Genomic DNA, 12568 nt, shown 5'->3' with positions numbered 1-12568 from the left:
GAATTATCCTTTTGACTGGCTATCGGTGTCTGTTTTTGAGTCGAAATCAGACGGAACAGAAGAGGTTAAGTAACTTGAGTAAGCATTCATTTCGCTGGTTAGCGCTAACAGCTTGTTGAGAGAGATTAGGTATTTGAAGCGAGCAGCAGATTGCTGGGTTTTAATGCTCGCAAGATAAAGCTCGGCATCAACCACTTCTAATGAGTTAGATAACCCTTGTGTGAAGGCTTTTTTACGAAGTAATAGGTTTTCCTGAGCTAAAGACAAGCTCGAGTTTAGGCCTTGAACCTCTTCAATCGCTTGGTTTGCTTCAAGGTAAGTCTTTTGCACCAACACGGTTAAGTCTTGCTTGGCTTGTGACTTAAGGAATTGCACCTGTGATACGGCACTGTGAGCCGCGGCGACTTTGTCGGAACGGCCTGAAGTGTCAAGCAGTGGTACATTCACACCGATGCCAACCAGCCAATCGGGTTTCATTTCACTGGCTAGAGAGTCATCTTCATACAGGCTGTAATCACCATAAAGATAAACTTCTGGGTAGTATTTACCTTTCTCGGCTTTAATTAAGCTGCTTGCTTGTTTCTCTTTTGCATCAAGAATCTTAAGGCCGGGATAGGTCATGAGTGTCTGGTCAATGAACACGTCCATATGAGGCAGGTTCTTATTGATAAACAGTTGTTCAGAGGGTTCTACACTTTCACTTTGACCAAGGATCTGAGTCAGCGCCAATTGCGCAATTTTAAGATCGTTCTGAGCTTTCGTGCGCTCTACAATCGCTTTATCTAAAGAAGCATCGGCTTGTAGGCGTTCTACTCGGGCGATTTGTCCTTGTTGTTCAAGCTTGATGGCGAAATCACGATGCTGAGTTAAGCCTGCTTCAACGGCTTGACGCGTTCTCACGACGTCTTCCGCTAAGATCACCGAGAAGTAATACTTACTTAAGTCTTCGTAGCGAGCTTGTTTCTCCATCAACAGTTGGCTTTGCGCTTCTTCGCTTTTACCTTCAGCCGCATTTTGCGCAGCGGTTATTCGACCACCAGTGAAGATAGGCCACACCGCGCGAATGGAAGAGCTAAAGATGTCTTGTTCGGTAATGGTAGAGGTGATGCCACCGAGAGATGAAGTTAACCCAGGTAATACGGCTCCAATACCAGATAAACCAGCTGGTACGCCACTTAAGCTATCGGCAAACTGTTCACCATTAATCGTCACATCACTATCAAGGTGCGTGTAGTTAGCCCCTAAGGTAATAGAAGGAAGATTGAGGCTACTTGTTGAGTTCTGAAGGTGTTGATAACGTTCAACGTTGGCTTGTTGAGCCGCAAGTGAGTTGTTGTTTTCTTGCAATATTTGCCACGCTTCAGAAAAAGTGAGCGGAGCTGCATAGCCTGGCGAAGCCATAGTGCCGAGAAGCATACTGGCGATCGCAAGGTATCGGAATTTTGGTTTGGTCATCTGCATTAAATACCAATTAGAGCATTAACTCTAATGTTAACAGGGCGATAGTCATTTGTCTTGAATAGATTGTCTCATATGAATAGAAATTCTCATAACTCGTTAATCAAGTGTAAATAAGATTGAGTGACGTGAATATCAAAGATAAATGAAACTTAAAAAGCACGCATAAGCGTGCTCTTTAAGTTCAGTATAGAAGTGTTTTTACAAAATGAAGTGGCTTATTTAAAGCTAGGACAATGGTGATCGGCGCGCCATACCAATTGTCTTGAACCTTGCATTGTTTGTAATAAATCTCTACCTGACATTTGCGGGAATGCTAACAATACCTTGAGATCGAGTGGGGAGGTGCCATCTTTCTCATAGGCTCTTACGTGAGTAAAAGTCGATTGTAAGTGTTTGAACAGCATAGTCTTAGTAAGACAAATTCCAAAGTTATCGCGTTTCATTGCCTTGTTTCCTTTTCAACAATGTTTATACGTTATGTTTGTTATCCTGTTTCTATTGGACGTTGCCACTGATCGATACTTCCTGCTCATCAATGCTTTATTATTGGGTGCTGATTTTATCAGTCACCTCTTCGTTGTCTGGCTAGCCGAGTTTGAAATAGCGATGGATGAATAGGGGAGAATACTTAATCCGTTTGTCCATCATTCGTAACGGCGAACGAGTAACTTTTACTTATCGATACGTCCAGCGAGTGAAGAGTTGTTGCCTTTCTGTTAACCGAAAATCCGGTTTAAAGCGCAGTCTTAAAATTGCAACGTATAGCTTGGCAACAATAAACTCCTTCATATGCAACCATTATAATTGTATTTATTTTAAACAACCTAAAAAACACCTAAAAGCTTAGTGATCTAGCTCAATATTTATTCGTTTATTTTGGTTTTTAAGCTAATTCGTTCTAAAAGTGAACGATTAATCGAGATGAACAACGTAAAGGATTATCAATTAACAATCTGCTCAATTATTTAGTTGAGTAGCAGTCACAAATTCACGTCCCTAGAAAGGTCATGCGATTAACTTGGTGTTAACATTGATCGTCTAACACTAGGGACGGTGGAATATGAAATGGAGCAGTATCAGTTTCCGTAAAAGGTTACTGATTATCATGACGGTCACTGGCCTCGTTGAACTTTTGATTCTTGCAGCGGCTGGTTTTTACTACATCAAACAATCTCAAGAACAAGAGATGGGTTTGAAAGCGTTAGGTGTTGCTGAATTTCTATCTGAATCGCCACTTGTCACCAGCATTATTCAAGAAAATGGAACGTTGGACCCTAATGGCGTTCCCTACGTTTTGTCTGAAGAAACCCAAGTTAAATTTCGTAACCTTACTCAGCTCATTGGCGCGGCGTTTATCGTTGTTGGAGATGATAAAGGTATCCGCCTGATTCACCCTTACGATGACAGGCTCGGTAAACCCATGCGTGGTGGCGATAACCAAAAAGCATTGGTCTTGGGAGAGTCTTATGTGTCGACAGCCAAAGGGTCGCTGGGTTTCTCAGTTCGTGGTAAATCCGCGGTAAAAGACACTCAAGGTACCGTTATTGGGGTGGTGTCAGTTGGTTACTTACTGGATTCTTTACAAGATCGAATCGAACCTTATTTAGCCTTTTTGATTGTGATGGCGTTGCTGGTGGTTGCGGTCAACGCTTTGATTTCGAGTTATGTATCTCGCCGTTTTCAACGCGCTATTTTAGGCTTTGAGCCTGAAGAGATAGGCCGACTGTATGTTGAGCTAGATGTAACCATGAGTACCGTGAAAGAGGGCATTCTGAGCATCGATAAGCACGGCATTTTGCGTTCAATTAATAAAAGTGCCTGCGATATTTTATCGATAGACAGGGATAAAGCACTCAATCAACAGCGCCTTTCTGATGTATTGCCAGGCAGTGATTTAGAGCAACTGTTATCAACCGGTGACACCGACCACGATGTTGAGTTGTATTTGAACAATAAGCGAATCATTGCTAACCGAAGCCCAATTATAGTGGCAGGTGAGGTGGTCGGGGCGGTATCGAGTTTCCGATTACGCGATGAAATCAACGATTTAACAGACCAGCTCTCACAAACCAAAGAATATGCTGATCTACTGCGTTCACAAACCCACGAGCATCAAAACAAGCTTAACACCATTAGTGGCTTGATTCAGATGGGCGAGTTGGATTCAGTACAGCAGTTGATTGGCCAAGAAACCGCGCACTATCAAAGCTTGATCGAGTTCTTGCGTGAAACCGTTAAAGACCCGCTCATTGCAGGTATGCTCCTTGGGAAGACGGAGCGCGCGCGAGAAATTGGTTTAGAGCTTAAAGTTGAAGAAGGCTCAAGGCTTGAAGCACTGCCTAGCTGGTTAAACGCGGATGACGTTGTCACAATTCTTGGAAACCTGATTGATAACGCCTTTGATGCCACCATGACGGCGATTAAGCAAGAGGGTCAAATTGGGCCAGCGCGTCGGGTTATTGAAGTTTCAATCAGTGATTTTGGTAATGAAATTATCGTAGAAGTAGAAGACAAAGGGTGTGGTTTGCCGAAAGAGTTGGCAACCAAAGCACTTACCGAAAAAGGCGTATCGAGCAAAGCGAAGCAAAATCGTGGTGTGGGTTTGTATCTGATAAAGCAGTTGGCAGACCGATATCAAGGGCAGCTTGAAATGGTCGACAACCACGATTTTGGCACGCGAATGACGGTTTATCTGCCAAAAGAAGAACAATAATAATTAAGCACGACGCGATCTTGCGAAGATCATCGTGACGGAAAAAGCATGGTTAAAGGAAGAACATAAATGAACGCAATCACGAGAGTCATGGTCATTGAAGATGATATTGCGATTGCAGAGCTACACCATCGTTATTTAGAACAGATGGGTGGCTTTGATGTGGTCGGCATTGCCACCACACAGTCTGAAGCGCTCATGCAACTGGACATCTTAAAACCGGATTTGGTGTTATTGGATGTGTATCTGCCGGACGGGTGTGGGCTCGATATTCTTAATCACGTAAGAGGGAGCAATCAAGGCTGCGATGTTATCTTGATTACTGCTGCTCGAGATGTGGATACACTGCAGCAAGCAATGCGTGGTGGAGTGGTCGATTATCTATTGAAACCAGTGATGTTCCCTCGCTTGGAAGCGGCACTGAAAAAGTATCAGTCTCAACAGCAAGAGTTTGAAAGTGTGTCGGATTTGAATCAAGGTTTGGTTGATAAGATGCTGCAAGCCAATGCCAAAGCGGACTCTGGAAAAGTATCAACCTTACCGAAAGGCATTGATGGCGTAACGTTGGACAAAATCAGAGCCATTTTTCAGCAAGCTGATGCCGTGAATATTACCGCCGATGAAGCCGGAGAACGAATTGGTGCTAGCCGAACCACCGCCAGACGCTATTTAGAATTTTTGATTACCACTGGTGAGTTAGTCGCGGACTTAAATTACGGTACCGTGGGGCGTCCGGAGCGCTGCTACAACAAAGCGCAAAGATAAACACGACACCATCAAAATAAATATAAAGCCAGTTGAATAAGCTGGTTTTACCTTTTTCTCCCTTTCCTATTGCTCACTCCACCGACCAGATACCGTTCTTTCTTGACTACACTGTTTGAGAATGCCGATTTGCATCTCCCTCGGGTCAAATGAACGGAGCTATCGATTAGAATTTGTTCGAAATGAGTCAATATTTAATCGATTGCTTTCACAGTGGTTGATGTAAATCAAATAGTCATAGACAATACTGTCCCGAATAGAGGTGATAGCTTTCACCCTCGTTTACCAAACGCATTCTCAAATTTAATAGGTGCTTACTATTGATGTAATAGTTAAGACCTATTATCTATTTTCGTATGTCGCTGATACCTTTGGCGAATACTAAAAACCTTGTTTTTATAGGAAAGATGATGGTAATACCTGAAAACAGCAGCATCGTTATTTTTGGTGCGTCGGGAGATCTAACTTACCGCAAGTTAATTCCTGCTCTATACCACCTGTATGCTAGCAATCAACTACCAGAATCCTTTGCGATTCTTGGAGTGAGCCGTACTGAGTACAGCGATGAGTCTTACCGTGAGAAGCTGAAGAAGTCTCTTCAGGAAATGGAAAAAACTGAACCTGAGACGCTGAATGCATTTATTGAACATCTGCATTACCAAGCGATCAATACTTCAGATGTAGACGACTATGCTCGTTTAGCACAACGTCTAGACAAGCTTGAGCAAGACTACCAATTCGAAAACCATAACACACTGTTCTACTTGGCAACCCCGCCAAGCCTATACGGTGTGATTCCAGCAAACCTTGCTGCGCATGGCCTTAACGATGAATCGAACGGCTGGCGTCGTCTGATCATCGAAAAACCATTTGGTTACGACTTAGCATCAGCTCAAGCGTTGGATGAAGAGATCCATCATCACTTCCAAGAACACCAGATCTACCGTATCGACCATTACCTTGGTAAAGAGACGGTTCAAAACCTTCTAGTGCTTCGTTTCTCAAACGCGATGTTTGAACCACTGTGGAACCGTAACTTCATTGAATACGTTGAAATCACAGGTGCTGAGTTCCTTGGCGTTGAAGAGCGTGGTGGATACTACGACGGTTCTGGCGCAGTTCGCGACATGTTCCAAAACCACCTACTACAAGTGCTAGCAATGGTGGGTATGGAGCCGCCTGCACAAATTAACGCTGATTCTATTCGTGATGAAGTGGTTAAAGTGCTTCAGTGTCTGAAACCATTAGAAGAAGATGATCTGCGTAAAGACTTAGTATTAGGTCAGTACACGGCATCAGATGTTCGTGGTCAGCACCTACTAGGTTACCGCGAAGAGCATGGTGTAGCGGATGATTCTCGTACCGAGACTTACATCGGCTTGAAAGCTCACATCAATAACTGGCGTTGGAATGGTGTTCCTTTCTACGTACGTACAGGTAAACGCTTACCAACACGTGTGACTGAAATCGTGATTCATTTTAAGAACACGCCACACCCAGTATTTGGTCAAGATGCACCAGAGAACAAACTGATTATCCGTATCCAACCGGATGAAGGTATTCAGATGAGCTTTGGTTTGAAAGAGCCAGGCGCAGGCTTCAAAGCAAAAGAAGTGAAAATGAACTTCTCTTACTCTGACTTGCCAGAAACTCAGATGCTGACGGCTTATGAGCGTCTTCTTCTTGATGCACTGAACGGTGATGCAACTCTGTTTGCACGTACCGATGCAGTAGAAGCGTGTTGGAAGTACGTTCAACCAATCTTAGACTTCAAGCAAGATCCTCAAGCACTCTTTGGCTATGCTTGTGGTACTTGGGGCCCACAGGAAGCGGATGAACTTCTGCAACGTGATGGCCGCGCATGGCGTTTCCCATGCAAAAACTTAACAGACACGGATTACTGCGAACTATGATCAATCACAAGATCTTTGCAACGCCTGAACTGGTTGTTGAAAACCTAGCAAATGAAATGAAAGCATACAGCGAGCAGGGCACACCTGTTCACATTTCACTGTCTGGTGGCAGCACGCCAAAAATGCTTTTCAAGCTTTTAGCACAGGCGCCTTACGCCGAAGGTATTCAATGGAATAACCTTCACTTCTGGTGGGGCGACGAACGTTGCGTTGCACCAGACGACGCTGAAAGCAACTTCGGTGAAGCTAACGCGCTCTTATTTTCAAAACTAAAAGAGTTTACTCAAGTAAACCTTCCTGCTGAAAACATCCACCGCATCCGTGGTGAAGATGAACCAAAAGCAGAAGCAGAGCGTTTCGCAAAAGAGATGGCAGACGTAATCCCAACAGAAAACGGCACGCCTGTATTCGATTGGATTCTGCTTGGTGTTGGCGCAGACGGCCACACAGCTTCACTATTCCCGGGTGCAACCAACTACCAAGATGAGAACCTATCTGTATTAGCTTCTCACCCTGAGTCTGGTCAAATCCGTGTTTCTAAAACAGCGAAAGTTTTAGAAGCAGCAAAACGAATCAGCTACCTAGTACTGGGTGCAGGTAAAGTTGAGATCGTTAAAGAAATTCATACAACTCCTGCTTCAGAGTTGCCTTACCCGGCAGCGAAAATCCAGTCTAAAACTGGCGAAACAGAGTGGTTCCTAGATTCAAATGCAGCAAGTGCTATCGCATAAGTGCGAATAGCCGCAAGGAGATAAAATAATGAAAGGTGATATCGGTGTAATTGGCCTAGCAGTAATGGGTCAGAACCTTATCCTAAACATGAACGACCACGGCTTCAAAGTTGTGGCTCATAACCGTACTGCTGCTAAAGTAGACGAGTTCCTAGAAGGCCCAGCTAAAGGTACTAACATTGTTGGTGCTTACTCTCTAGAAGAGCTAGTTGAGAAGCTAGAAGCGCCACGTAAAGTGATGCTTATGGTTCGTGCTGGTGACGTTGTAGACACGTTCATCGAAAACCTAATCCCACTTCTAGACGAAGGCGACATCATCATTGATGGTGGTAACACTAACTACCCAGACACTAACCGTCGTGTAGCGCATTGTCGTGAGAAAGGCATCCACTTCATCGGTACTGGTGTATCTGGTGGTGAAGAAGGTGCTCGTTTCGGTCCTTCAATCATGCCAGGCGGCGCGGCTGAAGCTTGGGAAGCGGTTAAGCCAATCTTCCAAGGTATCTCTGCAAAAACTGACGCTGGTGAGCCTTGTTGTGACTGGGTTGGTAACGACGGTGCTGGTCACTTCGTTAAGATGGTACATAACGGCATCGAATACGGTGACATGCAGCTTATCACTGAAGCATACCAGTTCATGAAAGATGGTCTAGGTATGTCTGCTGACGAGATGCAAGCAGTATTCGCTGACTGGAACAAGACTGAGCTAGACAGCTACCTAGTTGAAATCACTGCTGACATCCTTGGCTACAAAGATGAAGACGGTGAAGCGCTAGTTGAGAAGATCCTAGACACTGCAGGCCAAAAAGGTACGGGTAAGTGGACGGGTATCAACGCACTAGACCTAGGTATCCCGCTAACTCTAATCTCTGAGTCTGTATTCTCTCGTTGCCTGTCTGCTCTTAAAGACCAACGTGTTGAAGCTGAAGCTTTGTTTGAGAAGACAATCACTCCAGTTGAAGGCGACAAGCAAGAGTGGGTTGATGCATTACGTCAAGCTCTACTGGCTTCTAAGATCATTTCTTACGCTCAAGGTTTCATGCTAATGCGTGAAGCGTCGAACGAAAACGGCTGGGACCTAAACTACGGTAACGTAGCGCTAATGTGGCGTGGTGGTTGTATCATCCGTTCTGCATTCCTAGGCAACATCCGTGATGCGTACGAAGCAAACCCAGACATCGCGTTCCTAGGTTCTGACGAGTACTTCAAAAACATCCTACAAGGCAGCCTAGTGGCATGGCGTAAAGTAGCAGCGAAATCTCTAGAGTCTGGTATCCCAATGCCATGTACGATTTCTGCGCTATCTTTCCTAGACGGTTACACAACTGCACGTCTACCAGCGAACCTGCTTCAAGCTCAACGTGACTACTTCGGAGCTCACACTTACGAGCGTACTGACCGTCCACGTGGTGAATTCTTCCACACAAACTGGACTGGTACAGGCGGCGACACTGCTTCTACAACTTACGACGTATAATCGTTAGTTAGAATCGGTTAAGAACCTTGTTGTTCTTATCCGCTGTAAACTAGAAAACAAAAGGATGCCGATTGGCATCCTTTTTTGTAGGTTCTGCAAGAGAGTCACGTACAGTAAATTTAATACAACCCGTTAAGCGAGCGCAGCTTGTGGACTTTGCACATCACTGTATTGCTCTCGTATCGACATGAAGTAATCAAGGTTTTGCTTCAGCGCAGACACACACTCTGGATCAAACATCAGCCCAGTATGCGCTTCAATGTAGTCCATTACCTTGGACGCTGACCATGCGTGTTTGTAAGCTCGTTTACTCAGTAAAGCATCGAACACATCCGCCAGCGTTACAATTCTTGCCTCCAGTGGAATCGCTTCTCCAATGAGCGCATCTGGCAACCCAGAGCCATCAAACCGTTCATGATGGTGACGTACAATATTCTTGATGAACTGAACTTCTTCGCCGCACATTGAGCTGTGGTGGGAAAGGGCAACCACGTCATCAATCATCTCTTCGCCATATATCGTGTGATTGTTCATGATGTTTCTTTCTTCTTCCGAAAAACGCTCAGTACTGAAGAGCACTTTGTCTGGAATTCGGTACTTACCTATGTCGTGAAACGGGGCATACAAGCGAATGCGGTGAACGAATTGGTGGGTAATCTCATTGTTACTATGCGAAAGCGTACGTGCCAGCTGCTCGCTGTATTTTCCCATGCGAATCAGATGCTCTTTGGTCTCAGGATCACGTGCGTGCCCCATGTTTAGAGCGATCGCTAATGAGGACTGAAAATGTCTCTGACGTTCGAAGAGTTGCACAAACAGGTTCGAAATCGCTTGAGTGAGGTACGCGATGTCACTTTGTATTGTCTGCTTAGCAAAAAAGTCAGTGCATGATGCGTTGATGAAAACGAACCCAAGGTTACTCTCTTGGTAGTGGATTGGAGTGGTGTAGCTACTTTGGTGACCAAGCTCGAGTAGATGAGAGATTTGCTTAGTCGGATTCATCAAAGAGAGGTCATCAACAATTCTTGTTTCCAATGATTCAGCCAGACGACTCAACGCAGAGTTGGGTTTGATCTCCTGTTCGATGTAGTGATGCTTGGCGTTTTGGCACAGTGAATCTGATACAAAATAATTCGATGCTTTATTTTCACTGCATAGCACCACGGATAGCCGAGATAATATGGGGTAGTGTTCACGAGCTAGCTGGAAGAGATCATCGACTATGGCGACGATGTCTTTGTCTTGGGCCGCTGCTCTACTGAAATGGGAGTAGTCAAACATGTGGCAAGCCAACCTTTAATTATAATTATGTCATTGTTTAATCGGGTTTTTTACCGTTTCGATATTCAATAAAACCATAGCACTGTGTTATTAAAATGTAATACTGCGTACTGAAAAACTTTAATGTCATCACTAAATATATGGTTTTTGCATACGGTTACCGTAGGTTTTGTTAAGTTGAACCAGTTTCATAACTTTTGGGGTGAAGGTTTGTTTGCAGAATGTGCTTAGACTGTATAGCGAGCTAAGGTAGGGTATTAAGTGACCAATTCGAAATTAATTTCAAAGATAAATAGGATAACGAGTATGCTTTATGCCATCATAAAGGCATAAATAAGGGCAATGGATGTAATGCCCAAGTGATTGAGCTAGAAATGGTCAGTGATGACTGTGTTCTAGAGTAAATTCAAGGCCTTTAGTTGCCTTGAAAAAGGTAATGTTATGACTGAAGAAGAAAGAATCGAACTGCAACAAAATAACCCGCTACACGGCTTAAAGCTTGAAACCATGATCACTGAATTAGTGGATCACTATGGTTGGGAAATTTTAGATGCGGCAATGCGTATGAACTGCTTTAACACTAAGCCTACAGTGGCAAGCGCAGTTAAATACCTGAAGAAAACCGAATGGGCTCGTGAAAAGGTTGAAAACTTCTACCTTTACCGTTTCAAGCGCATGCCTAAAGCATCGGACATTGAATACCAGATGCCTCCGCGTTCACGTACATTCCGCCATGGGCTAGAGCCTCGTGAGCCAATGGAACTAACGGTTGAATCTATCCACGCTTCTCAAGCTAAAGCTGCGTCTGCATTTAAAGAGCGCCGCGGCGGTAACGGTCGTAACTTCCGTCGTTAATAAGAAGGCGTCGGCGATTAGTACACCTAATTAGATAAGCGAAAAACACAAAAGGAGCCTATGAGCTCCTTTTTTAGTTCGTTCGATTTAAACCGTAAATGGCTAAGCTTCGCGGTTCTTTCTTTGATTCTTCCAAAGATCGGTGACATAAACGATCGCACTGACCAGTAAGAATAGCGCTGACACAGAAAACAGAGCGGGCATTTTTAGGATCCACGCGAATGTGGCAGCAAGAAAAGCGACAAAGCAAATGAGTCGACTTGATGACATGACATGACCTAGTTTAGTGTTCATAACGCCTCCTAATGAAGTCTCACTTTCGACAGAAGGATTATCCCACCTTTGGCAAAGTAAAGGCTAAAAAACAGTCTAAATTGTTATCAAATTTGCTAATTGAAGGGCTCGTCTCACACATTTTGGCTTGGCTATTTTATAAGCAATAAAATAGCGAAATCGATATGAGAAGGGTGGAGTCTTTTTGCTTTATCTTTCCAGTTGCAAGTCTTATTAAACCGAACGTCTAATTAGCATAGAAAAAGTAAGCGGTGATCAAAAAGCTCGCGATGATCACTGTGGTACGAATATATGGTTGAGGGATGCGGCGAGAGATTTTTGCTGAATAATAACCACCAACCAATGTACCCAATAATACAGCCATGCCAGACGGCCAATCAATCGAACCATTGACGATGAAAAACACGATCGCTGCGAGGGAAGCACACGCGGACACGAGCAGTTTGATGCCATTCATCACGTTGATGTTGGTGTAACCAGCCAGCGCCAAATAGCTCAATGTCACGATGCCCAAACCGGCATTAAAATACCCACCGTAGATACAGACAATCAAAAGCAATAAAGCGGAAAAGAATGCGCCTGCGCTGGTGGCGTGCTTATGTTTTGCTGTAGCTTGTTTAAGCCATTTATTGAGCGTACCGCCAAACGTGAATAGCAAAGCTGCAAACAGCAAAAGCCAAGGAACGGATTGAGTGAACAGAGCTTCTGGTGTGTGCAGCAGTAAAAATGCCCCGATACCACCGCCAATCACACATAAAGCTATAGTCAGTTTTAGCTGCTTAGTACCAGATTGAATTTCGTGGCGCAGAGCGTAGGCTCCGCTAATGTATCCAGCACACGAAGCAAAGGTATTGGTCGCGTTGGCTGCTATTGGTGGAACACCAGCAAACAATAGAGCAGGGAAGGTAATGAAGCTGCCGCCACCCGCAATAGAGTTAAGCACACCGCCAATCACCCCTGATAAGAACAGAATCAACCAATCCATAGTTTTAGAATCCAATACGTTAACTAACTGGTTACCTTACTTGAATTTGTTATGAATATCAGCGCGATGTGTGTTGTAAAGATAGGTTTGTGA

General features: G+C 44.3%; 11 protein-coding genes. 6 read left to right on the top strand and 5 right to left on the bottom strand.

The annotated features are described in order from the left end of the window. Positions 1 to 3: 3 nt before the first annotated feature. Positions 4 to 1461 (bottom strand): TolC family protein, encoded by a 1458-nt coding sequence (locus AB6E85_RS19530; RefSeq protein WP_050621131.1) that lies wholly within the window; start codon positions 1459 to 1461, stop codon positions 4 to 6. A 215-nt stretch (positions 1462 to 1676) separates the two neighbouring features. After that, entirely contained in the window at positions 1677 to 1904 is a 228-nt protein-coding gene (locus AB6E85_RS19525) for a hypothetical protein (RefSeq protein WP_009846577.1), read from the bottom strand. 617 nt (positions 1905 to 2521) lie between these two features. Here AB6E85_RS19525 and AB6E85_RS19520 point away from each other — a divergent pair. The 5 genes from AB6E85_RS19520 (at position 2522) to gnd (ending at position 9060) form a co-directional block, all read left to right on the top strand. Beyond that, the gene (locus AB6E85_RS19520) at positions 2522 to 4174 is read left to right on the top strand and encodes an ATP-binding protein (RefSeq protein ID WP_372143788.1); all 1653 of its coding nucleotides are present in this window, start codon (positions 2522 to 2524) and stop codon (positions 4172 to 4174) included. A gap of 69 nt (positions 4175 to 4243) precedes the next feature. Then, positions 4244 to 4939, top strand: a complete 696-nt coding sequence (locus AB6E85_RS19515) for a response regulator (RefSeq protein WP_017063807.1) — start codon at positions 4244 to 4246, stop codon at positions 4937 to 4939. A gap of 410 nt (positions 4940 to 5349) precedes the next feature. Then, complete coding sequence (zwf, locus tag AB6E85_RS19510) at positions 5350 to 6852, top strand: glucose-6-phosphate dehydrogenase (protein WP_017059714.1); 1503 nt, start codon at positions 5350 to 5352, stop codon at positions 6850 to 6852. Next, positions 6849 to 7583: a 6-phosphogluconolactonase gene (gene pgl, locus AB6E85_RS19505; RefSeq protein ID WP_248641252.1), complete on the top strand. Its 735-nt coding sequence runs from the start codon at positions 6849 to 6851 to the stop codon at positions 7581 to 7583. Before zwf ends, pgl begins: the two co-directional genes overlap by 4 nt. A 28-nt stretch (positions 7584 to 7611) precedes the next feature. Beyond that, on the top strand, positions 7612 to 9060 hold the full coding sequence (gene gnd, locus AB6E85_RS19500; RefSeq protein ID WP_017059712.1) for a decarboxylating NADP(+)-dependent phosphogluconate dehydrogenase: 1449 nt from the start codon (positions 7612 to 7614) through the stop codon (positions 9058 to 9060). A gap of 132 nt (positions 9061 to 9192) precedes the next feature. Here gnd and AB6E85_RS19495 read toward each other — a convergent pair whose 3' ends face one another. Continuing rightward, positions 9193 to 10353 carry an HD-GYP domain-containing protein gene (locus tag AB6E85_RS19495; RefSeq protein ID WP_050646515.1) on the bottom strand — a complete coding sequence of 387 codons (1161 nt, stop codon included), beginning with the start codon at positions 10351 to 10353 and terminating at the stop codon, positions 9193 to 9195. Between the two features lie 429 nt (positions 10354 to 10782). On the opposite strand from AB6E85_RS19495, the gene AB6E85_RS19490 reads away from it, so the two are divergent. Next, complete coding sequence (locus AB6E85_RS19490; protein WP_010438513.1) at positions 10783 to 11196, top strand: VF530 family DNA-binding protein; 414 nt, start codon at positions 10783 to 10785, stop codon at positions 11194 to 11196. Positions 11197 to 11298: 102 nt separating this feature from the next. Here the strand turns inward: AB6E85_RS19490 and AB6E85_RS19485 are convergent, their stop codons facing one another. Next, entirely contained in the window at positions 11299 to 11490 is a 192-nt protein-coding gene (locus AB6E85_RS19485; RefSeq protein WP_017059711.1) for a hypothetical protein, read from the bottom strand. A gap of 226 nt (positions 11491 to 11716) precedes the next feature. Continuing rightward, positions 11717 to 12475 carry a sulfite exporter TauE/SafE family protein gene (locus AB6E85_RS19480; protein ID WP_172379605.1) on the bottom strand — a complete coding sequence of 253 codons (759 nt, stop codon included), beginning with the start codon at positions 12473 to 12475 and terminating at the stop codon, positions 11717 to 11719. Positions 12476 to 12568 lie beyond the last annotated feature (93 nt).

Origin of the sequence: Vibrio sp. 10N.247.311.51, assembly GCF_041467855.1 — a bacterium.
Lineage (GTDB): Bacteria > Pseudomonadota > Gammaproteobacteria > Enterobacterales > Vibrionaceae > Vibrio > Vibrio coralliirubri.
This window is presented reverse-complemented; position numbering and strand designations above follow the sequence as displayed.